The organism is Alkalilimnicola ehrlichii MLHE-1, assembly GCF_000014785.1.
Lineage (GTDB): Bacteria > Pseudomonadota > Gammaproteobacteria > Nitrococcales > Halorhodospiraceae > Alkalilimnicola > Alkalilimnicola ehrlichii.
In genome coordinates this window covers 51,546-73,377 of record NC_008340.1, presented here as the reverse complement: position 1 = coordinate 73,377, position 21,832 = coordinate 51,546, and the positions used below count along the sequence as shown (strand labels likewise).

The following is a 21,832-nucleotide window of genomic DNA, read 5'->3' as shown; positions in this document are numbered from 1 at the left end:
GAAATCGGACCGGGCGCTGCCCACCTCGGAGCGGGCCGCGCCAACCGGCTCATCTCTAGAGAATATACCGGCTCAGGTCCTCATCCTGTACCAGGCCACCCAGGTGTTGATCGACGTAATCGGCGTCCACGGTCACCTGCTGCCCACCACGGTCCGCCGCGCTGTAGGAGATCTCCTCCAGCAGCCGCTCCATCACCGTGTGCAGGCGGCGGGCGCCGATGTTCTCGGTGCGGCTGTTGACCTCCCAGGCCACCTCCGCCACCCGGCGGATGCCGTCCTCAGTGAACTCGAGCTCACAGCCCTCGGTGGCGATCAGCGCCTGGTACTGGTGGACCAGCGACGCGCTGGGCTCGCTGAGGATGCGCACGAAGTCGTCGGTGGTCAGCGCCTCCAGCTCCACCCGGATGGGCAGCCGCCCCTGCAGTTCGGGGATCAGGTCGGAGGGCTTGGACAGGTGGAAGGCGCCGGAGGCGATGAACAGGATGTGGTCGGTGCGCACCATGCCGTGCTTGGTGGAGACCGTGGAACCCTCCACCAGCGGCAACAGGTCGCGCTGCACCCCCTCACGGGAGACGTCCCCGCCGGTGCCCTGCTCGGCGCGCTTGCAGACCTTGTCGATCTCGTCCAGGAAGACGATGGCGTTCTGCTCCACGCGCTCCACTGCCTCGGCCTTCAGGTCCTCGTCGTTGACCAGTCGGGCGGCCTCCTCGTCCTTGAGCACCTCCAGCGCGTCCTTGACCTTCATCTTGCGGCGCTTGGTCTTCTCGCCGCCGAAGTTCTGGAACATCTGCTGGAGCTGGTTGGTCATCTCCTCCATGCCGGGCGGCGCCATGATCTCCACGCCCATGGGCGAGGCGCGCAGCTCCACCTCGATCTCGCGGTCGTCCAGCGCCCCCTCGCGCAGCTTCTTGCGCAGCTTCTGGCGCGTGCCGGCGCTGGGGTCCTCCTGATCGAAGCTCTGGGCCCGGGGCAGCATGATGTCCAGCACCCGGTCCTCGGCGGCGTCGGCGGCCTGGTGCTGCACCCGCTCCATCGCCTCCTCACGGACCAGTTTGATGGCGATATCCACCAGATCGCGGATGATAGACTCCACATCGCGTCCGACGTAGCCCACTTCGGTGAACTTGGTCGCCTCGATCTTGATGAAGGGCGCCCGCGCCAGTTTCGCCAGGCGACGGGCGATCTCCGTCTTGCCCACACCGGTGGGGCCGATCATCAGGATGTTCTTCGGCGTGATCTCCGGCTGCAGGGCCTCGTCCACCTGCATGCGGCGCCAGCGGTTGCGCAGGGCGATGGCCACGGAGCGCTTGGCGGCGTCCTGGCCGATGATGTACTTGTCCAGTTCCTGGACGATTTCACGGGGCGTCATTTCGGACATGGGGTTACCTGCCTTCAGTCCTCGCTATCGGGACCCAGTTCCTCGATGCTGAGGTTGCGGTTGGTATAGATGCAGATATCGCCGGCGATACCCAGGGCCTGCTCCACCAGCTCTCGGGCGGAGAGCTGACTGTGGCGCATCAGGGCCGTGGCCGCCGCCTGGGCGTAGGGGCCGCCGGAGCCGATGGCCACCAGGTCGTCCTCGGGGTCGATGACATCGCCATTGCCGGAGATGACCAGCATGGCCTCGCGGTCGGCGACGATCAGCAGCGCCTCCAGGCGGCGCAGGACACGGTCCGAGCGCCAGTCCTTGGCCATCTCGACGGCGGCCCGGGTGAGGTTGCCGCGGTATTTCTCCAGCTGGCCCTCAAAGCGTTCGAACAGGGTGAAGGCGTCCGCCGTGCCGCCGGCAAAACCGGCCAACACCCGGCCGTTGTGGAGCCGGCGCACCTTGCGGGCGTTGCCCTTCATGACGGTATGGCCCAGGGTGACCTGGCCGTCACCGCCGATCACCACCTGACCGTCGCGTCTGGCGGCCAGTATGGTCGTGCCTCTGAACTGTTCCACGACGCCTCCCGGATTCGGTGAGAGAGTTGGCCGATCATTCTACATGAGGCGTCGCGCGGCTGTACCACCCGGGCCGGTAGGGTGGCACGGTGTCTGAAGGCGGGGTGGACCTTGCCCATACGGGCGAACCCCGTATGGGCCTGAACGGTCCGGGTTGTGGATTGGGCAGGCGGTGGCGCGGTTACCCCACCTCGACCACCAGCCGCCCGCGAACCTTGCCCGCCAGCAGGTCGCCGGCCTTGTCGATGGCCGCTTCCAGGCCGATGGTCTCGGTGATGGCGTCAATCTGCTCGGGCACCATCAGCTCACCGAGCCGGCGCCAGGCCTCGATCCGCGCCTCCGTGGGCTTCATCACACTGTCGACGCCCGCCAGGGTGACATCGCGCAGGATGAAGGGCGCCACCGTGCCGGGCAGGTCCATGCCCTGGGCCAGGCCGCAGGCGGCGACGGTGCCGTCGTACTTGGTGGCCGCCAGCACGTTGGCCAGGGTGTGGCTGCCCACCGAGTCGATGGCGCCCGCCCAGCGTTCCTTGGCCAGCGGCTTGCCGGGCTCTGACAGGGTCTTGCGGTCGATCACCTCCCGGGCGCCCAGGCCTTGGAGGTAGTCCGCCTCCTGCGCCCGCCCGGTGGAGGCCACCACGTGGTAACCCAGCCGGGCCAGCAACGCGATGGCGTAGCTGCCCACACCGCCACTGGCCCCGGTCACCAGCACCTCGCCCTGATCCGGGGTGACGCCCTCGCGCTCCAACGCCATCACCGAGAGCATGGCGGTATAGCCGGCGGTGCCGATGGCCATGGCCTGCCGGGCGTTGAAGGCCTTGGGCAGTGGGATCAGCCAGCGGCTGTCCACCCGGGCCTTTTCGGCCAGCCCGCCCCAGTGCTTTTCACCAACGCCCCAGCCGTTGAGCAGGACCGCATCCCCCGGCTTGTAATTATCCGAGCTCGAGGACTCCACCGTGCCGGCAAAGTCGATGCCCGGCACCATGGGAAAGGTCTTGACCACGGGCCCCTTGCCCGTGATCGCCAGGCCGTCCTTATAGTTGAGCGTGCTGCACTCGACCTTCACGGTGACATCGCCCTCAGGCAGCTGGGCCTCGTCCAGGGTCTGGATCCCCACCCGCTGCCCGTCGTCACCCTTCTCGATCAGAATCGCCTTGAACATGGTTCACCTCTATTTAGACTGCTCGTCTAGTAATGGAGAAAAAAGCTCAGCGGGGCAGGCCCTCCATATAGGTGGTGATAAAGACATCCAGCGGCCGCGCATCGGCCTCCAGTCTGGCCCGCATCACCGCACCCTCCCAGCCGATCCAGAAGGCCTCGGCCAGCCGCTGGCAGTCGGCGGCCGGAGCCAGCTCGCCTGACGCCCGGGCCTCTTCCAGACAGCGGGCCAGTCGCTGCTGCCAGTCAGCCAGGATGCTCTGCAGCCGGTCGCGATAGCTTTCCGGCAGCCGGCCCACCTCCTGCCCCAAGTTGCCCACCAGGCAGCCACGGCGATAGCCGTGGCGCGCCATGCCCGCCCGGGCGTCGGCAACGAAGGCCTCAATCCGCCGTAGCGGCGCCAGCGTGGTGTTACCCAGGTGGCAGTCCAGCTTGTGCGCGAAATAGGCCCCGTAATGCGCCAGGATGGCGTGGCCGAAGGCCTCCTTGCTGTCGAAATAATAGTAGAAGGAGCCTTTGGGCACCCCCACACGCCTGAGGATGCTGTCAATGCCCGCGCCGGAGAAGCCCTGCTCGGTGAGCACCTCGGTACCGCTCCGGATCAGCGCGGCCCGGGTGTCACCCTCGGGGCGCGGCACCTTGGGGGGCCGGCCGCGGCGCGGCTTGTCAGTGACTGAGGTCATGCTGGCAATTTAGACCGATCGTCTACTCCCGTCAACACGGGGGCCGCTGCAGCTCCAGGGTCAGCGCTTACCGCCGCCCCCTTTGCGCGCCCGCGGATGGGCCTGGTCGTAGACCCTGGCCAGGTGCTGGAAATCGAGGTGGGTATAGACCTGGGTGGTGGCGATATCGGCGTGTCCCAGCAGCTCCTGCACGGCGCGCAGGTCACCACTGGACTCCAGCAGGTGGCTGGCAAAGGAGTGGCGCAGCATGTGCGGGTGTACCGGCCGGCCGACCCCACTGAGCGTGGCCAGCCGGGCAAGCCGCGCCTGCACGCTGCGCGCGGAGAGACGCCCGCCGCGCTGGCTCACGAACACCGCCGGTTCATCCGCCCCGGCCAGCGCCGGACGCACCGCCAGCCAGGCCTGCAGGGCCTCACGCGCCTTACCGCCCACGGGCACCCGCCGGGTCTTGGCGCCCTTGCCCACCACCTCCACCAGGCCCTCGGTGAGGTCCAGCCGGCCCAGGTCCAGGCCCACTGCCTCAGCCAGACGCAACCCGGAGGAGTAGATCAGCTCGTACAGCGCCCGGTCGCGCAGGGCCAGCGGATCGTCCTCCGGCGAACCCTCCAACAGCCGGGCGGCCTCGTCGGGGCTCAACACCCCGGGCAGCCGGCGCGGGCGCCGGGGGGCAGCGACCCCTTCCGCCGGATTGCCGGTAAGGCGGCCCTCGCGGACCAGGTAACGGAACAGGCTGCGCAGGCTGGAGAGGGTGCGTTGCACCGAGCCGGGGGCCAGCCCCTGACGGTGGCGGGCGGCGGCGAAGCGGCGGATATCGTGGGCGCTGACCGCGTCCCGGTCCGCCAGTCCATTCTCCGCACACCAGTGGTGGAACCGGGTCAGGTCGCGCTGATAGGCCTGGAGGGTATGCGGAGAGAGCCCACGCTCGTAGCGGAGATGGTGCAGGAAGTGCCGGATGTCGTCATCCAGCGTCGCCATGGCGGATCAGGCGTCGCGGCGGCGGTGCGCCGCCAGCGCCTCGCCGGCCAGGCTGCCCAACTGGCCAAGGTAGACCGTACCCTGGCCCTCGTGGAAGCGGTCGGCCAGGTGGCTGCCGATCCCGAGCAGGCCCTGCACCCCCCGCTCGGCGATCAACGGCACGATGGCCGCCGAGTTGATTCGGGCAGCGCTGGTACCGAACAGCCGTTCGAGCTGCTCCGGCTGCATCCGACCGCAGCGCGGACGGCGATCCATGATGAAGCTGTTGAGACAGGCGAGCCGATCGTCGTCCTCCGGCAGGCAGGGCACCGGCAGGGCCCCGGCCTGTTCCGGCTCGCCGAGCAGCAGCAGCGCCACCGCATCGGCCTGGAAGCCCTCGCGCAACCCGGCCCGCAAGGCCTCCACCACCGCACCGAGGGCGTCAGCGCGCATGAGCTCCAGGGTGAGCTGGTGCAGACGGGCACCGATCCGGTCGTTGTAGCGGGCCACCGCCAGCAGGTCTTTCAGCTCCGCGCGCAGCCGCTCATTGTCGTGGCGCAGGAGCTGCACCTGGCGCTCGATCAGCGAGACCGCCGGCGCGCAATCGTGGCGCAGCTCCAGCCGGCGCATGACGCCGGGATGGCGCAACAGGAACTGCGGATCGGCCTCCAGCCAGGCGGCCACGTCCTCGTCGGTGAGCTGCGGTTCAGGATTGGTCTGCTGCATAGATTGATGCCCCAAAGCCGGCGCGCTGCCGGCGCAAGAGTCCCGCGGCCCCGATCGTCAATCGAGACGGATCTCCCCCTCGAATACCGTCTCCGCCGGGCCGGTCATCCAGACGTGTTCACCGTCGCCGGCCCAGTGTATCACGAGGCGTCCGCCGGGCAGGTCCACGTCCACCGCCTCCTCCAACCAGCCGCGCAGCCGCCCGGAGACGACCGCGGCGCAGGCGCCGGTGCCGCAGGCCAGGGTCTCACCGGCGCCCCGTTCGTAGACCCGCAGGCGGATGTGGGTCGGGGTGAGCACCTGCATGAAGCCGACATTGACCCGGCGCGGAAAGCGGGAATGGGATTCGATGGCCGGGCCCAAGGTCTCCACCGGCGCACTGTCCACGTCATCCACCCGCAGCACGGCGTGGGGATTGCCCATGGAGACCGCACCCAGGCGCACCACCTGGCCCTCCACCTCCAGCTCGTACTCCCGCGCCCGGCTGGGCGCCCGGAAGGGGATGTGGGGTGGCTCCAGCACCGGCGCCCCCATGTCCACGGTGACCGGACCGTCGTCGCACAGACGCACCCGGGAGAGGCCGTTGATCGTCTCGATCACCAACTCGTGGCGGCCGGCGGGCACCAGGCCGCGATCATCGAGAAAGCGGGCCAGGCAGCGCACCCCGTTGCCGCAATGCTCGGCCTGGCTGCCGTCCGGGTTGAAGATGAGATAGCCAAAATCGGCCTGGCTGCGCCGCGCCGGTGTCGCCAGCAGGACCTGGTCGCAGCCGACGCCGTAACGGCGGTCGGCGATGTGGCGGATCTGCTCCGGGCTGGGCTCGACGGGCTGGCGCACAGCGTCGATGACCACGAAGTCGTTGCCCAGCCCCTGCATCTTGGTGAAACGGACTTTCATACCCCCATTAAAGCGCAGAGGCGCGGCGGCGGGAACCCCCTCAGCCTGCAGCGGGGTGGCGTCAAACCAGGGTCTGTCGACTTGTCACTCGGGAAAGAGCCGGTTTATCCACTCGGTGCGATCGAATGCACGGAGTTCAAAACCCTCACCGAACAGGTCCTGCTGGATCGGGTCGGCCTCTTCCGTGAAGCGCTGAAGTAATATCTCGGCATCATCAGACTCCGCCAGTAGTGCACTCAATACGTGGTTTGCATCGGGCGCAGCCGGCGTCTCCCGGAGGCGCTGTTCGTACAAATGCAGGACCTCGCGATAACAGGGAAGAACAGCCTCTGGTCGGGCTTCCGCCAATCGCTCGTGGAGCATGCAGCGAAACAGCTTTGCCTCGACAGGCAATGAATCTGCGGTATGTGCCCGATCCATGTCCTCCCGGGCAGCTTCATATCGTTGTTGTTTGGCCAGCAACTGCGCCCTGCTCAACAACAGCCGTGCATCATCCGGGAAACGCGAGACTGCAACATCATAAACGTCCAGAGCACGGGTGCGAGCCGCTTCGCTCCCCCTGCCCTCGACGAGGATCGCGGTCGCCTGCGCGACATACGTCTCGGGATTCGCCTCAGGCGTATCCGGGTCTCCGGCACATGCGCCCCAAGAGACCAGAAGCAGGAGGAGAAACAATCTCTTCAAACGGGTGTCACCCCAATATCAAAGCCAATACTTAGCGTGGCGGGCGCCGCGGTGCCCGTCCCATCGGAGAAGAAATACCCGCTTGTCAGCTCAAGGTGCAAAGGCCTTGCCGGTGTAGGCAGCTGAAAGCCCGCAAAACCGATCACACGGAACCCACGGTCACCCCCTGCCCAGCCCCGGCCACCAGGCTTCCGCCGCAGTTGACGGGGTGGCCGGTCAGGGCGATGGGTCTGCCGTCCACCAGGCAGGTGGGCTCGCCACTGGCGATGTGGCGCCCGTGGGTCGAGCCTTTGGGTTTGCGGTGGGGGGCCAGCGGGTCGCCCTGGCGTGCGACCGCTCGGCCATTGATCTGCACGGTGGGGCTGCCGGAGGTGATCGCGGTCGGTGGGCAACTGCCGTGGCCGGTGTCCTTGTCGCCGACCAGCATGACTTGGCGGCTCATGGCAAAACCTCCCTGTAAGCGTGTCCCTGGTCACGGGTACGTCCTGTTGGGAATGGAACGGGGCGCCGATAGCGCCCCGCGTCCGGTCAGGACTCCACCGGAGAGCGCCAGTCGTCGGCACCGGAGGTGCCGGCGACGGTGTGCTCCCAGTCGATCTTGCGGTAGGCCAGGCTGACGTCCATGAGCTGGGTGAACTCGGCCTTGGCGGTGTCCTGGGCGTGGGGCATGGTGAGGTCGATGTCCACGATGGTGGCATCGGTGAGGGTGGTGGTGAAGAAATGCTCCTGCTTGCCGTCGGTGGAGGTGCGATACCAGCGCAGTACCACCTCGGGCAGCATCTCGCCGGCGGCCAGGGCATTGTAGAGCAGCGGCACCGACTTATTGAGCGCCACCGTGAGGATCAGCGGTTTGTGCGCCCGCTGGCCCGAGGGCTGACCCGACTGGGGGTCCGTGGGCACGGTGACCACGTGCTTGACCTCCTGAACGAGCATCTCGTCCTCATGGCCCTCGACGTAGATATTGCCCACGGAGTCGGGGGTGAAGGCACCGGCAGTGATGTTGCCCTGGGTCTGGCCCTGGATGCTGACATAGCAAGGTGTTGGCATGGATTCCCTTCCTTCTGTGATGGGGTTAATGGGTTCGATCCCCGCAGGGACAGCCAGCTATTGCAGTTGTCATGCCAGGCACGACAATCGGGACGAATGGTTGCCAAACAACCACCTGCGGAATTGCCCCAGCGGCCTGCCGGCTGACCGGGCCAATCATTGCCATGAACCCGGGCCAAACCTGGCCGGCTTGCAATATCTGGCCCGGTCCGCCGGCCCGCATCGCCATCCGGCACGGACCATCAGCGTCCGCCGACCCCGTTGCGGTACAGGGTGGCAGGCACCGTGTACCCCCGGGTCAGCGGCCGGGTGAACGGATTGCGGGTCCGGTCCGCGGTCAGGCGGTAGCTCATCTCCCCGCCATCCACCTGGAAGCTGAGCCGCAGCTCCCGCTCGCCCACCGCCACCACACGGGCTTCGTCGAGCAGGCGGAACCAGGCCCAGGCCCCCTGGTGGCGTTCGCTGCGCGGCGAACGGTTGACGCGGTCGGGTACCAGCGTGATCCCGCTTTCATTGGTCTGACGCAGGCTGTTGGGCCAGAGCATGGCGACCCGCTGGGGGGCGCCGTGGCGATACTCCAGAATCTGCCCGTCCACGTTGAGCACGCTACGCCGCTTGTCACCGCTGAGGCTCACCGGGGCCAGGGTGAAACCGACATCCAGCAGCCCGTCCCGGCCAAAGTAGGCCTCCCGGATCCGCTCCGCCCGCTCCAGCGCCGTCCGCAACCGGGGATTGAGCAGCGAACGCCCGTCGGGCCCCTCCAGCAGTTCCGGGGCCTCGTCGAGGAAGGGCTGCAGTTTGTCCATGAAGAAGCTGTCCAGGGTGCCGCCCGCCGCAAAGAAGCGCTCGAAGTCCTCCAGCGCCACCTCCCGCCGGGCGTTCGGTTCCAGCGGGTAACGGCCGGCCAGATCCGCCTCAAACGGGGCAATCACCTCGTCCAGCCACTGCTGCTCCAGGTACCGGATGGCCTCACCACTGATCAGCCGCCAGCTCTGCTCGGCGATACCCGCCATGAATCCATCCAACGGGGCAGGCAACTCTTCGGCCAGCCGCTCCACCCGGTCCACCGGATCCCCGCTGTCCTGCAGTAGCCGGTTGCGGGCGTGACGGTAGGCGATGCGCCCCGGCTCGCTGGACTGCTCCACCGCCCGCAGATGGTCTCGCAATGCCCCCAGTGCGGCCCGGACGGCGGCCAGATCGCCGTCCGCCTCCTCCCCCTTCCGATGCAGGGCGTGGAGGGGTTGGAAGGGCGCGGCCAGCTTCCCGGCCAGCCGGTAGCGCGACGAGCCCCTGAGCCGGTCCCGGGCCACGTCGTCATCCACCGGGAGTTCGGGGTAGAGTCGGGTGTGGCGCTCGATCTCGGCCAGCAGGCGTTCCAGCGGACGGCCGCCCCCCAGCAGCGCGTCGATGACGATCACGGCGTGGGGAATACTCTCCAGATCGGTGAGATGGATGTTACCCAGGGCTCGGCGCCAACCGGCGTGGAAGTCGGCCACATACTGCTCACGCAGGGCCTCCCGCAAGCGCTGCTCGTCGCGCTCGCTGAACTGCGGGTCGTCCCGCTCGCCCAGCACCCAGAGGTCGTTCAGGGCGAGGACCGTGGCGCCGTCCAACTCTCCGAGAAAGACCTGCTCAAAGCCGTCACGGGTCAGCAGCGGCGATACGGTCACCCCGTCCGGATCATCGTCATCGGCGCGGAAGACCGTGCCCCAACCCGACCCAACGCTGCGGTCCAGCCTTACGCCGCCACCGGCTCGGTCCTGCCCGCGGCGCTTCAGGAGGGTATAGACCCGCTCATCCACCGGACTGCGGGAGAACGCCTGCTGGGCCTTCCGGATGCTGCCGGCCACCGGCGCCAGCGCGGCCGCCGCGCGGGGATCGTGCGCCTGCCGGCCCGCCAGGTCGGTATGGACGAGGGCATGGTCCAGGTGCTCCAGCAGCCGGCCCTGCAGCCGCCCCCGGTTGGGCAACAGCGCCTGCCAGCGATCGGCCATATAGTCCCGCACCCGATCCGGTTCCCGTCCGCGGGCATCGGCGAGCATGCGCAGGACGCGGAGCCGGACGAGCTGCTCCTCGCTCCCCGGTGCCAGCGTGTTCATCTCGTCGGCAATGCCGAGCATCAGGGCCGGCAGGAACCGGTAGCGGAGCGCGTCCAGGTACGCCTGGTCCATGGCATCACCGACCCTGTGCCCCTGGTAGAGCCCCATATCCGCCAGGCCTGCCCACGCCCCGCGGGGTCCGTCAAAGACGCCGGCGACCTCGCGGAGCTCATCCAGCGCCGGCACCAGGTGCTGGCCGCTGGGGTCGTCGAGGTGCTCCTGCGCCGGTCGCAGGTCCGCCAGGGCCTCCGCCCTCGCCTCCACGGCCTGCAGGGCCACGAGATTGTGCTGATAGTAGTGCCCCCAGCCGATGACCAATCCGCTCAGCCCTGCCAGGGAGAACACCAGGCCGGCACCGCGCAGCCAACGCCGGCGGCGGACGAAGCGGAGGCTGTCCCCGGCAAGGCCGGCCTCGGGGAAGACCACCCGCTGCAGCAACCGCTCCGAGAACCAGGCCAGCGACTGCTGGCCATTGCGGCGGGCACGGTGCACCAGGTCGGGCAGGCGATAGCGGGCGGTGGCCGCGTCGGCAAAGGCATCGATGGGCACCCCCTGCTGGCCGAGCGAGGCGAAGTACACCCCGCGCACCAGCGGTTCAACGGCATAACGCCGGCTGCCGAGCACCCGTTGCAGGGTTTCGCTCAGGAGGGGCTCGAGACCGGCCAGCTGTCGGGAGAAGCGGAAAAGGGCCTCCCGTTCGCCCTGATCACGACACGCGGCCAGCCATGCGACCAGTTGCCGTTCGATGCGGCCGAGCATGCGTCGGTAGGCGCCGGTGAACTCCTCCTCCCAGGCGTCCGGGTCGGCCAGGCTGCCGGCGCTGAAGGAGAAGCCCCATGGCTCGCAGCGGGCATCACCGACAGCGTGCCGGAAGAAGGCGTCAAAGCCGTACAACCGATCCATCTGGCTGAAGACCACGTAGACCGGAAGCCGGCTCTGATAGGTCGTGGTCAGCTCCTGCAGGCGTTCGCGCAGGGCATCGCCCCAGTCGTCCCGGGCGCCGGCGCTGGTGAGCCGGGACAGGTCCAGCACCAGGAGCACGCCGTCGAGCGGCCGTCGGGGGCGACGCCGCTGCAGCCAGCCGACCAGGTGCTGCCAGAGGGAGGCGCTCAGGGCATCCGCACCGTCTCTGTCCCACCCCCCTTGCAACAGCCAGGCGGCGCCGGGCTCCAGCGTGACGGCCCGGTCACTGGCCCAGCAGCGCAGCCCGCTATCCGAGGCCTCACCGCCCTGCGGGTGGAGGCTCCGGGTGAGTGAAAAGCGCTGGCCCGAGCGCTGCACCAGACTGGTCTTGCCGCTGCCCTCCGGACCCAGCACGAGGTACCAGGGCAATGCCTGCAGGGCGTGGCGCCCGCGCTGGCGCCGCAACTGGTCCAAGCAATGATTCAGGCCCTGCTCCTGCCCGGCGGTTGCCTGGGCCACCGGGTCGGGGATCTCAGCCTCGTCGCGGGGGGGTTCGGCATCGCGCAGGCGGGCCCTGAGGCGGAGCCCAATAATCACCAGCACGACCAGCACCGCGCAGAGAATGACCAGCAGCCGGTTCGGCCAGGGGGCCAGGGGCCGGGCGCCACCGATCTGCCAGGCCGGCCCCCAGATCCAGACCACCGCCAGCAATGCTATCCCCAGCAGCCCCACGACCCAGGGCCACCCGCGACGGAGCGCGCCCACCCACCCCGAATAGCGGCTGACCCGCCCTCCCGTTACGCTGCCCATGGTGCCGCGCAGGCGTCCTGCCACGCGATTCCTTGCCTTGTCCGACATTCGTTCTGCTTCCTGCATTGGTTTTCGAGGTGTGCTCACCGGGGACCGATGGCCTCCAGGCGCTTGACCAGGTGCGGTTCCCACCGCTCCAGTGCCAGCCCCCGTACGACACTGTGCACGGCCTGGTACTGCTGGTGCGCCAGGGCCTGTAGGCCCGCGTGGTGCAACAGATCGGCACTGGCCAGGCGCCAGTAGGCGGATGCCCTCGGGGACCCGGCCGCCGCGAGGCCGCGATCCAGCCGTTCCAATGCCGCGGCCAGTCCGTCCTCCGCCAGGCTTTCCCGGGCTTCGGCCAGGGCCCGGTCCCAGGGTTCACCGGCCCCGTTCTGTGCAATCCCGGCGGCGGCCTCTTCTGCCAGCCAGCACCGGGTGGCCTCGTCAGCGAAGGGGCTGCCGTCACTGAACCGGAGGTCCACCAGACCGGGAAGGCAGGCGATGAAATGGGCCGTCTCCTCCCGGATGGCCCTGGCGCAGGGCTCATGGCCCAGCTGCCGCGCCATCTCGGCGCTCAGGCGATGGCCCTCCAGCCAGAAGGGACTGACCGCCAGACTCTGTTCCAGGCGGGCCCAAAGGGCGTGATCCCCACGGCCCTGAACGGCCTCGCGGTAGCGGGCCGCGAGGTCCGCGGCCATAGGCGCCAGCTCGGTGCGCTGACCATCCCGGGCCGGGGGCAGCGTGTCGATGGACCGCCAGAGCGCATAGCGGCGCAACCGGTAACCCAGCGGGTGGTCCGGGCTCTGGTCGTTCAGGTGATCGGCCACGCGCTGCAGGGCCTCGCGGTTGGCTCGCTCGTTGCCCGGCCGCAGTTCCGGAATGCGCGCGCCGGCCGACGGCTTTTCCGGGGCGGGCGGCTGATGCCGGGGCGCCTGCTCGCCTTGTCCCGGGTCGTCCGCCGGCGGGGCTGTGCGAGGCGCCGGAGTGACGCGGACCAGCGCCTGGTCCAGTTCAGCCAGGGGGTGCGGAGACAGGCCGGCATCCTGCGTTGCCGATCGCAGCCCATCGACAGCATGCCGACACCGACGGAGGGTCGGCGCGGCAGCGCCCTCCAGTCCCTCCGCCAGGGCGGCCGCCCGCCGGACGATGGTGCTGAACAGGCGGGTACGCCAACGACTCCCCCGGTCCCCGGGCGCCGGGTGGGCCTCGGACCACCAGGTGCCAAGACAACGCTGCAACAGCAGCAGCGCCAGTTCGAAACGCGTGGCGTCGCCCTCCCGCTGCAGGCAATGGAGCAGGTGCGCAAGCACCCGGAGGTCCTTGCCAAGCCCGCTCAGCAACCGGATCGCCCGGCGCTCGGCGCCCGCCCAGTCGATCCCGCCGTGCTGCAGGGAGCCGACCTTTATCAGCTCCTCGTCCAGCCAGGCGTAATCCGGGTCCTCCGCCACCGGCTGACCGGCGACCCGGTCCGCTGACAGGGGCGCCAGCACCAGGGCCAGGTCCGGCTCTCGGTTGATCCGGTGGGGCAGCGCTACCATTGGCATTGGTTCCTCAGCGGTTTCAGGGCTTCCCGAAGGTCACCCAGCTGGAAACGCAGTCCGTCCAGCGCGGGCGCATCGTCGCTGCGGAGGGTCAGGGTGCCGCCGGGCAGCAGCTGACGCAGGGTCGCTATGGCCGGCAGGCCACGCCCGCCGCTGAGCACATGCCCGTCTGCCCGCATCTGCCAGGTCTGCCGCAGCCGGGTCTCACCCCGGGCCAGGGTGAGTTCCACCCGCCCCCGGCCACCGGCCTCGGGCAGGTGGAGCTCGAAGTGGGTGATGGCGTTGTGGCAGGCAAGGACCAGCGTGGGCCGTGGCGGGGCGGTGCCCAGGGCCGGGGCCGTGAGCAATACACCCTCACCCTCCGTCGTATCGACCGCCAGCCCCCGGTCGTCCGCCGCCCGGCGTCGCTCCTGGCGTGCCGCGGCCTGCCACAGCGGGGGCGCGGCCAAGGCCTTCGCCCCGGCCGCTACGGCGTCAGGGGGGAAGAGGGCGTCGTAGCAGGCCAGTCGCTCGGCCCGGCTCTCGATGGCGGCGCAGCGGTGGGCCGGGGGGCCGCTTTCCCCATCGGCGCCCTGGGCCGCAGGCATCGCCAGCAACGGCAGGAGCACAAGCAGGGGCAGGAGACGGGGGCGGCTCATGCCGGGTCCTCATCCAGTTGCAGCTTCCGGCACTTGTGGGCCAGCGTCCTCTTCGGGAGCCCCAGGCTGACCGCCGTCTTGGCCCGGTTGCCGTTGAACTGGCGCAGTTTTTCGCGGATGAGGCGGGCCTCGTAGTCACGCACCACCTCCCGGAGATTGAACGCCGGGCCCGGCAGGCCCTCCACCGGCGTCCGTTCCCGGGTCTCGCTCAGCGGCAGGTCCGCCGGCCCGATGGGCTGACCGGCCGGGGCCATGGCACAGCCATACTCCACCTGGTTGCGCAGTTCCCGCAGGTTCCCGGGAAAGTCCCGGGCCGCCAGGTGTGTCAGCGCCGTCGGACTCAGGCTGGCCCGGGGGCGCCCCTCTCTGGCGGCGTAGGCGGCCGCGAAATGATCCGCCAGTTCGGGGATGTCCGCCCGGCGTTCCCGCAGCGCGGGCAGACGAAGCGGAAACTGGTTCAGTCGGTAATAGAGATCGGCACGAAACCGGCCTTCACGGATGCGGGCCGTCAAGGGTTGGTGGGTGGCGGACACCAGCCGGAGGTCGGCACGCCGCTCGCGTCCGCCACCCAGCGGCCGGTACCACCCACTCTCCAGCACCCGGAGCAGCTTGGCCTGCAAGGCTGGCGGCATATCGCCGATCTCGTCCAGGAACAGGGTGCCGCCGTCGGCCGCGGCCAGCAGACCGGTGCGATCCCGGGTGGCGCTGGAGTGGGCGCCGCGCACGTGGCCGAAGAGCTCGGACTCCAGCAGCGTCTCCGGGATCGCCGCACAGTTGATCGCCACGAAGGGCCCATCGCCCTGTGCCGAGTGGCGGTGAATCGCGCGGGCGACACGCTCCTTGCCGGTCCCGGTCTCGCCCTGCAGGAGGACGGCCAGGCGTGTGCCGGCCGCGCGGATCACCTGATCGCGCAACCGGGACATGGCCGGAGAGCTGCCAATCAATTCGCGGCTCAAGGCGCCGGACAGCGCATGCGCTCGCGTGTCCCGCCCCAACCGTTGCAGGGAGTGGCGCAGATCCTGGCCCTGGCGGTGCGCCTTCGCCGCTGTCAGCAACCGGCACCACAACCGGCAGAGGAGCCCTTCCAGGGCCATGAAGCCGGGATCGCCGTCCAGGGCAGCCACCACCTCCCGCGGACCGACCAGCGCCCAGACCCCCAGCCAGCCGCGCGGGGCATCCGGGTCGCACAAGGGGCGGCAGAGGAGTTCCCAGTCCCCTTTCAGGCCGGCCATCCCGGCCTGAAAGTCGGGATGATCCATTCGGGCGCGCAGGGTGCCGATGCACGCCTGCAGGGGGGCCCCACTGCGGATCACGTGGGCGTAGGGATGGCGGAAGTCGTCGCACCGATACGCCGCATTGCCGGCACCTGCAGACAGCCTCCGGCCATCGGTATCCAGCGCCAGGCAGTCTACCTGCGGCAGGCCCCGGGCGCGGGCAAGCAATCGGCACGCGCGCCGGCGGAGCTGCGCGGGGGCCTCGCTCTCCACCAGCGGTAGGGCGGCGTCAAGCCCTGCGAGCGCGCCGAGGGCCTGCCCGTGATCCCCGTCTGTCACGCTCCGGCCCGCTGCACTCACGATGCGTCACCCATGTCCGCGAAGACCTGGTGCAGGAAGGCGTGGACCTCGGCGGCCTGTTGGTCCAAGGACCAGGATATGGCCAGGTACAGGCCGACTGCGACCAGGACGGACAAGGCCGGGATCAACCAGGCCGGCACCCCCTCGCCGGATCGCCAGCCGGCGGGCGCGATATGGCGCTCGGGTTCGGTCAGGTTCTCGTCGCCGGACGGCTGCAGGCTAGAGAGTTGCTCCCCCAATGAACGGACGATCCGCTCGTACTCCTCGCGTCGGTCGGGGCGGATGCGGTAGCGCCCCTGGAAACCCAGGCTGAAGCAGATGTAGATGAAGGTGAGCAGTGGCTCGTAGCGCTGGGGCTCCTGTTGCAGCCGGGCCAGGATGGCGAAGACCTTCTCGCCGCCCCAGGTCTCGTTGTGAAACCGGGCCAGCAACGAGTGCCGGGACCAATCGCTCTGCTGGCCCCACTCGGTCCCCATCACCGCCTCGTCGACGAAGGTGCACAAGACGTAGCGATAGGCCAGCAGCGTGGGGCGGTCGAGACCCTGCTCGGTGAGCTCGAGCTCGATGGCACCGATGTCCTCCACCACTTGCCGGTAGAGCGCGGCCACATCGTCCAGCACCTCCAGCTCGCGGACTCGGATGACCAGGCCCAGCAGCGGGCTGGCCGCGTCCACCAGCGGATTCGGGCTGTGGCCACGCAGGCGGAAGGCGGTGTGCGGCTCCTCGGGTACGAGCGTACCCCGACCGCCCGCGGGTTCGGGTGCCTCCGCTGGCACGGTCTCCGGGCCCGCAATGGGCGCTGTCATCGACATGATCAACTCCTTATTGCCCAGAACTGGAGATCCAGCCCTGGGAAGTCACCACCCAGGTGGAAGGCGAAACCGCTCGCACCGGTCAGCAGGCCCCAGGCCTCGCTGCGACGGTCGAGCTGGAAGTAGATATGACTCGCGTGATAGGGGAGCTGGCGCGGCGCGACCGGCAGCGGAACGAGCGGAATGCCGGGCAGTTGCAGACTGACCAGGTCGCGGATGCGTTCGATACCGGCGATCTTCGTCTGCTGGATGAACTGTCGGCGCAGCGTCTCCACCGCCATGTCCGCGCGCACGGCGACCACGAACTCGGCCTCGTCCAGCAGCGTCGAATCGCTTAGCGGCGCGAGCATGAGCCCGTGACGGCGGGCCTCCAGGGGAATGGCCACCGCTCGGGCCTCCAGCACGGTGGAGAGAGCCTGACGGAGCCCCTGCATGAGCGCACGGAAGGCGGTATCGGGGGCATCGTGGTCGTAGGGAGGATAGCGCCGGGGCAACCGCGACTCGTCGGTGAAGGTCGCCAGTTCGCTGCAGGCCTCCAGCATGTGGCTGTAGAGGGCCTCCGGGTGCAGCCGCCGGTGCTGTTGCAGGTGCTGGAACCGGGGCTGCAGGCGGTTCAGCAATTGCAGCAGCATGAAGTCGGAGACATCAGCCACCCCGGCCTGCTGCGGAGCGGCCAGCCGCTGTGCGATCCGACGCGCTCGCGCCTGCATCAACCCGGCCACCTCACCAATGAACCGCTGCAGGCCGGGCGCCACCCGGGTGGTCAGGGTGGTGGGGATAAAGTCGGGATCGAGTACCAGTGAACCATCCGGGCGCCGCTCCAGTATCCGCGCCACTGCCAGGCAGGCATAACCGCTGCGGTCATCGTGCTCCAACAGCAGGCGCGGGGCGGCGCGGGCCACCGCCAGTTCAGCGACATCTCCAGGACTGGTGTGAAGATCCCAGATCTCCCGGCGATGCAGGCGGTAGCGGCCATCATCCCTGATGGCGTCCTCGTCGCTGACCTCGGCCACGCCATCACCGGCCAGGGGCAGCCCCAGGTAGACCCGCTGGTTGGCCATGCCGGCCTCGTCCACGGCCAGTGGTGGTGGCTCCAGGTCATCGCCCGGCAGGTCGAAGGCGGTGCCGTCCGGCATGATGCCGCGGGCCCGGGTGAGCGCAATCCGGCCGAAGCCCAGGAATTCGCTGTTCAGTTCCAGTTGCAGGAAGCCGTGGCTGTAGCCGCTGACCGCCTGCAGCCGCAGGTCCAGCAGCCCCTCGAGGCTGCGCTGTTGTTGCTGGAAGTGGTGCGGTTTGATGAACGCCCCTTCACGCCAAACGACTCGGTTACGGCAGACCATCAGCTCTCGTCCTTGAGTTCGGCTTCGTGCCGGCGCAGATGCACCAGTACGTGGTAGTCCTGGCCGCGCGACTCCACGCGCAGCACCTTCTTCCATTGCGCCCGATCCGGCTCGGCGTAATAGGCCACCAGGCCGAGGTAGCGCGCATCCTCCTCCAGTGCCTTCAGCTGGAAGACCTTGAATTGGCCGGGCAGCAGGGTGAAGTCATCGTGGGACAGGTAATTGGTGCCCAGGGCCTCCTCCAGATCATCCTTCATCTGGCCATAGTCGGCAGCCATTAGCATGGAGTCATCCCGAAGCTGCAGGACCCGGAACATGAGGGGGGTCCCCTCGTCCACCAGGTTGGGGTTCACGTCCCCATCGGCCACCAGGCTCAGGCTCGCTGTGGACGGCCGGTCCTCCGGCTCGCCCACCGGGATCGACGGGTCCCAAAGCACCCGGCCCACCTTTCCGGCCGCTTCCAACGGCGCTGCGCACCCGGACAGCCCCGGCGCCATGACCAGGCAGGCCAGCAGGGCCAACAGCCGGACCGACCCGCGCCGGCCAGGACGGGCACACCCACTGATGGTCATACCCCCTCCTCCTGCTCGCGCCGCGCGGCCTGCAACCCGGCCTCAATGGCCGCCTCGGCCGCCTGGGGGCAACGGGGCCGATCCTGCCCGTATCTGGGCCGGGACGGCATCATCATGGCGTGTTGATCGCCGGCCGGCACCTCCGGCCCGTAAAGGGGCCGCTCTTCCTGCGGGAAGGTCGTGGCGGCATCCAGGGCGCGCAGCGGGTCGGCCACCGTGTGGGTGGCGACCGAAGGGGCCCCCAGGGCCGCCAGGGGGTCGCTCCCCGCGTCCGCCCGCTCCGCCATCAAAGGCGGACGTTCGCTGGTCATGACCGCCTCTGGTTCTCCGGCAAGGGCGGCCAGATCGGCCGCGGGGCACGCGTCGCCGGCGCCCCCGAACAGCACCCGAAGCCGGTAGTTGCCCACCGCCAGCACATCCCCCTCCGAGAGCAGCACCCGCTGCCCGCGGCCCAGGGGCCGGCTGACACCATTGATGCGGGTGTCACCGGATTCATCATCCAGGATGAACCGCCCCTGCTCGTAGCGCAGGGCAGCGTGCACCCCATGGACACGGCCCCCGGCATCCGGCAGGCACCAGTCACTGAGGGCGGGGTCGCTGCCCAGGCAGCCCCCCCGGGTGTCGAAGACGTGGGCGCCAGCGGCCCGGCCGTCCATGATCTCGGGATTGATGACCACCAAGGTCACCGTGGGTGCTTGCAGGGACACGTTGTTACCCCCTTATCTGCAGGCGCACGCGCCGCTGGCGGCGCATGGCATCGGTTCGTGGATCAAGAAAGGTCGTCCAGCCCAGTCGCTCGGGGTCCCGCGCGGAGAGACGCATCGGCCGGACCTGGTCGCTCATCAGCTCCAACTCCAGGTCGTAGGCCAGGGGCTCGCGCAACAGGAAATCGACCACGGCCTTTAGCGGAGCGAAATCCCGCCCATCCGGGAGAAAATCCGCCATCCGGCGACGGGACAACCGGCCAATGCGGATCAGGAACTTGCCGTTGATGTCCACCACCCGGTCGCCAATGGTGAGATCGCGGTTCAGGCTCATACAGGCCGTGCCGCACCGGCTGCGCTGGTCGTCGGGCACCGCCACCCACCGCGCCTGCCAGGGCACGATCGCCACCTCCTCCAGGTCGAAGCAATGAGCGAGGATGCCGCCCACCACCTCGGGCGAGCGTGACCGCCCCGCCACCAGGCCGGCGTACGCCAGCAGCTTGCTCCAGTTGATCGGGCTTTCCGCCCGCAGGTCCTTGTCCGCCAGCCCGCTCAAGGCGAACAACGCCGCCGAGAAGCCGTCGCGCGCCCCGTCTTGGTAACGCACGTAGTGGCGATACTTGCGCCAGGCGAAATGGAGCAGGGTCAATAACCGGTGGTGGAAGAAATTCAGCAGGTCAACGGCCGCCCCCTCACCGTGAGCACTGGCGTGCGCCAAGTGCTCCAGGTAGTAACCAGGGAGCGGGGACTGGGCGCCGTGCAGCCCGAGAAAACTGACCTCGAGGATATGGCCCTCCCGCGGGCAGGGCCGCAGCGCCACCACGTCGGTGCCGGGAAAACCCAGCGACGCGGAGGCCCGGAAGCGCACCCCTTCCACCTGGGGACCGCTTCCGCTCCCCGCTTCCGGCTGCCAGCCCCATTGCTGGAAGAGCAGTTCCACCAGCTGATAGAAATCGTAGTGCCGGGCGCGGGTGGCGAGATGCCCCGGGCTCACATCAGCGGTTGCTGACCGGGCTGCCACTTCCATGTGTAGCGCTCCTGGTTTCTGAGATTGACGACCTGCAGCTCGTGAAAGGCGTTGATGCTGGCGTACAGCGCCAGAAAGCGCGCCAGCACGCAGCCGAACTGGTAGAGCCCGCCCTCGTCACCGAAGGCGGCTTCGTCCAACGTTACCACCGAGCGCATCCCGCGCACCGGCAGGCCGTGGTGCAAACGATCCACCGGCACGGTGTCGATGGCCCGTATGCCCGCCAGGCGTTGCTGCGAGGCGCGCTCGGCCTGACGGTCCACCAACGCGCGAAAATCGTAGGCCCGCAGGACCGAACGGAGCGCGTCGGTATGCAACAGCGAGAGATAGTTCAGGGCGAGATTGGAGATCAGCGTCCACAGCAGGCCGCCGTCCAGTTGCGGCCTGAGGGCAGGGGTGGGCCGGGTGATGTTGCGGGCCGTGACCAGGGCGGGGCTGTCGTCGGCAAAGTCGGTGATGTCACCCACGCCCAGGGATTCGGGCAACCGCCGGTTGGTGCAGGTCAGGCGCAAGGAGACGGTCTCATGGTGCGCCAACCGGTAGACCTCGTCCTCCCGTACGAAGGCGATATCGTGGGCGAAGCCGTCGTCGCGCACGCTCTCCCGTACGCGGAGCCGGTAGTAGCGCGCATCCCCTCCACGGTCGCGCTCGAGCTGGTGCTGGAAGCTCTCGAAGGGCACATAACGGCGGGGCTCGCCGCGGAACCGGCCGCTGCCCGTGGTGAGCCACCCTTCCACCGCATCGACACTATAGACCTCGTAGTGGGCGGGGTTACGGCTACTGGGCAGGATCGGGTACTCGGCACGCTCGCCGGTCAGGTCAATCGGGTCGGCGTCCTGCTCGAAGAGGTTGACCGCCGGGGTGCAATGGAGCTGGAAGTGGTCCACCGACAGGCGGGCATCCCTCGGCAGGGTGCGTGAGAAACGGAACACCAGCCGGATCTCGTCGGCCGCCTCGTGGGGCAGGGCGGCAGACAAGCGCTGCAAGTCAAGGAAACGGAATGCGTCCGGGACACAGAGGTATTCCTGGAGGATGCGATACCCTTGAAAACTATTGCGCGGGTAGGGCAGCAGGGACTGATCACGCTCGAAGCCGACCGGACTGATAGCGTCCGCCGGCAGGCTGCGACGCTCGCCGGCCACCTCCAGATCCACGCCCTCCAGATAATGCTGCAGCCAGAGATAGAGCGTGCGCGCCGTATAGCCGTCACCGCCAAGATAGAAACGCAGCGGATCGGCCGGCAGGTCCGCGAGCGGCTGATCACTGTGCACGGCAAGCCGTAACGTCACCTGGGACCGGCTGCGTGAACGGGCGGTGTCAACACCGGCCACCTCCAACGGATACAGGGTGACGTCGTGACTGGTCCGGAATCGGCAGGGGGTACCCTGTACCGGCTGGCTCCGCAGCGCGGTGCCGCGCGGCAGCCGGTGCCCGGCACGCAACGCATGCCACCGGGGATCGAAACGGACAATGGTCATGCTCGGGACCGGACGCAGATAGTTGGGCCAGAGCATGCTAATGAGCGAGTGGGTGAGCTCCGGGAACTCATCCTCCACCTTCTCGCGCATGCGTCCGGTGAGGAAGGCGAAGCCCTCCAGCAACCGCTCCACGTCCGGGTCGTCCCCCGGCTCCGAGAGGAAACGGCTGAGGTGCGGATACGCCTGAGCGAACGCCCTGCCCTCCTGGCGAAGGAAGTTGAGTTCGTCCCGGTAGTAGCGGTTCAGCATGGTCATCTCC

20 protein-coding genes are annotated in these 21,832 nt (G+C 68.8%); all 20 read right to left on the bottom strand.

The features are described 5' to 3' along the window. Positions 1–55: 55 nt before the first annotated feature. Complete coding sequence (hslU, locus tag MLG_RS00340) at positions 56–1,378, bottom strand: ATP-dependent protease ATPase subunit HslU (protein WP_011627820.1); 1,323 nt, start codon at positions 1,376–1,378, stop codon at positions 56–58. 14 nt (positions 1,379–1,392) lie between these two features. Further along, entirely contained in the window at positions 1,393–1,944 is a 552-nt protein-coding gene (hslV, locus tag MLG_RS00335; RefSeq protein WP_011627819.1) for an ATP-dependent protease subunit HslV, read from the bottom strand. 181 nt (positions 1,945–2,125) lie between these two features. Further along, the gene (acuI, locus tag MLG_RS00330; RefSeq protein WP_011627818.1) at positions 2,126–3,106 is read right to left on the bottom strand and encodes an acrylyl-CoA reductase (NADPH); all 981 of its coding nucleotides are present in this window, start codon (positions 3,104–3,106) and stop codon (positions 2,126–2,128) included. Positions 3,107–3,152: 46 nt separating this feature from the next. After that, complete coding sequence (acuR, locus tag MLG_RS00325) at positions 3,153–3,785, bottom strand: acrylate utilization transcriptional regulator AcuR (RefSeq protein WP_011627817.1); 633 nt, start codon at positions 3,783–3,785, stop codon at positions 3,153–3,155. Positions 3,786–3,845: 60 nt separating this feature from the next. Next, positions 3,846–4,760, bottom strand: coding sequence for a tyrosine recombinase XerC (gene xerC / locus MLG_RS00320; RefSeq protein ID WP_011627816.1), 915 nt, complete (start codon positions 4,758–4,760; stop codon positions 3,846–3,848). 6 nt (positions 4,761–4,766) lie between these two features. Continuing rightward, complete coding sequence (locus MLG_RS00315) at positions 4,767–5,465, bottom strand: DUF484 family protein (protein ID WP_011627815.1); 699 nt, start codon at positions 5,463–5,465, stop codon at positions 4,767–4,769. A 57-nt stretch (positions 5,466–5,522) separates the two neighbouring features. Then, positions 5,523–6,362 (bottom strand): diaminopimelate epimerase, encoded by an 840-nt coding sequence (dapF, locus tag MLG_RS00310; RefSeq protein ID WP_011627814.1) that lies wholly within the window; start codon positions 6,360–6,362, stop codon positions 5,523–5,525. 84 nt (positions 6,363–6,446) lie between these two features. After that, entirely contained in the window at positions 6,447–7,046 is a 600-nt protein-coding gene (locus tag MLG_RS00305; RefSeq protein ID WP_011627813.1) for a hypothetical protein, read from the bottom strand. Positions 7,047–7,188: 142 nt separating this feature from the next. Then, on the bottom strand, positions 7,189–7,488 hold the full coding sequence (locus tag MLG_RS00300; protein ID WP_011627812.1) for a type VI secretion system PAAR protein: 300 nt from the start codon (positions 7,486–7,488) through the stop codon (positions 7,189–7,191). A gap of 86 nt (positions 7,489–7,574) precedes the next feature. Then, a complete protein-coding gene (locus tag MLG_RS00295; RefSeq protein WP_011627811.1) occupies positions 7,575–8,093 on the bottom strand; it encodes an Hcp family type VI secretion system effector in 519 nt (172 codons plus the stop codon). A gap of 242 nt (positions 8,094–8,335) precedes the next feature. After that, positions 8,336–11,953 (bottom strand): type VI secretion system membrane subunit TssM, encoded by a 3,618-nt coding sequence (gene tssM, locus MLG_RS00290; RefSeq protein ID WP_011627810.1) that lies wholly within the window; start codon positions 11,951–11,953, stop codon positions 8,336–8,338. 35 nt (positions 11,954–11,988) lie between these two features. Next, the gene (gene tssA / locus MLG_RS00285) at positions 11,989–13,425 is read right to left on the bottom strand and encodes a type VI secretion system protein TssA (RefSeq protein ID WP_232209268.1); all 1,437 of its coding nucleotides are present in this window, start codon (positions 13,423–13,425) and stop codon (positions 11,989–11,991) included. Further along, positions 13,419–14,066 (bottom strand): type VI secretion system-associated protein VasI, encoded by a 648-nt coding sequence (vasI, locus tag MLG_RS00280; RefSeq protein ID WP_011627808.1) that lies wholly within the window; start codon positions 14,064–14,066, stop codon positions 13,419–13,421. Before vasI ends, tssA begins: the two co-directional genes overlap by 7 nt. Further along, complete coding sequence (locus MLG_RS00275; protein WP_041717844.1) at positions 14,063–15,619, bottom strand: sigma-54 interaction domain-containing protein; 1,557 nt, start codon at positions 15,617–15,619, stop codon at positions 14,063–14,065. Before MLG_RS00275 ends, vasI begins: the two co-directional genes overlap by 4 nt. Before the next feature lie 17 nt (positions 15,620–15,636). Continuing rightward, on the bottom strand, positions 15,637–16,452 hold the full coding sequence (icmH, locus tag MLG_RS00270) for a type IVB secretion system protein IcmH/DotU (RefSeq protein ID WP_011627806.1): 816 nt from the start codon (positions 16,450–16,452) through the stop codon (positions 15,637–15,639). Between the two features lie 2 nt (positions 16,453–16,454). Then, complete coding sequence (gene tssK / locus MLG_RS00265) at positions 16,455–17,792, bottom strand: type VI secretion system baseplate subunit TssK (RefSeq protein WP_011627805.1); 1,338 nt, start codon at positions 17,790–17,792, stop codon at positions 16,455–16,457. Beyond that, positions 17,792–18,364 carry a type VI secretion system lipoprotein TssJ gene (gene tssJ / locus MLG_RS00260; RefSeq protein ID WP_011627804.1) on the bottom strand — a complete coding sequence of 191 codons (573 nt, stop codon included), beginning with the start codon at positions 18,362–18,364 and terminating at the stop codon, positions 17,792–17,794. Before tssJ ends, tssK begins: the two co-directional genes overlap by 1 nt. Further along, complete coding sequence (locus tag MLG_RS00255; protein ID WP_011627803.1) at positions 18,361–19,071, bottom strand: FHA domain-containing protein; 711 nt, start codon at positions 19,069–19,071, stop codon at positions 18,361–18,363. Before MLG_RS00255 ends, tssJ begins: the two co-directional genes overlap by 4 nt. Positions 19,072–19,075: 4 nt before the next feature. Further along, complete coding sequence (gene tssG, locus MLG_RS00250; RefSeq protein WP_041718109.1) at positions 19,076–20,095, bottom strand: type VI secretion system baseplate subunit TssG; 1,020 nt, start codon at positions 20,093–20,095, stop codon at positions 19,076–19,078. Then, positions 20,059–21,828 carry a type VI secretion system baseplate subunit TssF gene (gene tssF, locus MLG_RS00245; RefSeq protein WP_232209267.1) on the bottom strand — a complete coding sequence of 590 codons (1,770 nt, stop codon included), beginning with the start codon at positions 21,826–21,828 and terminating at the stop codon, positions 20,059–20,061. The genes tssG and tssF overlap by 37 nt, the downstream gene beginning before the upstream one ends. Positions 21,829–21,832: the final 4 nt, after the last annotated feature.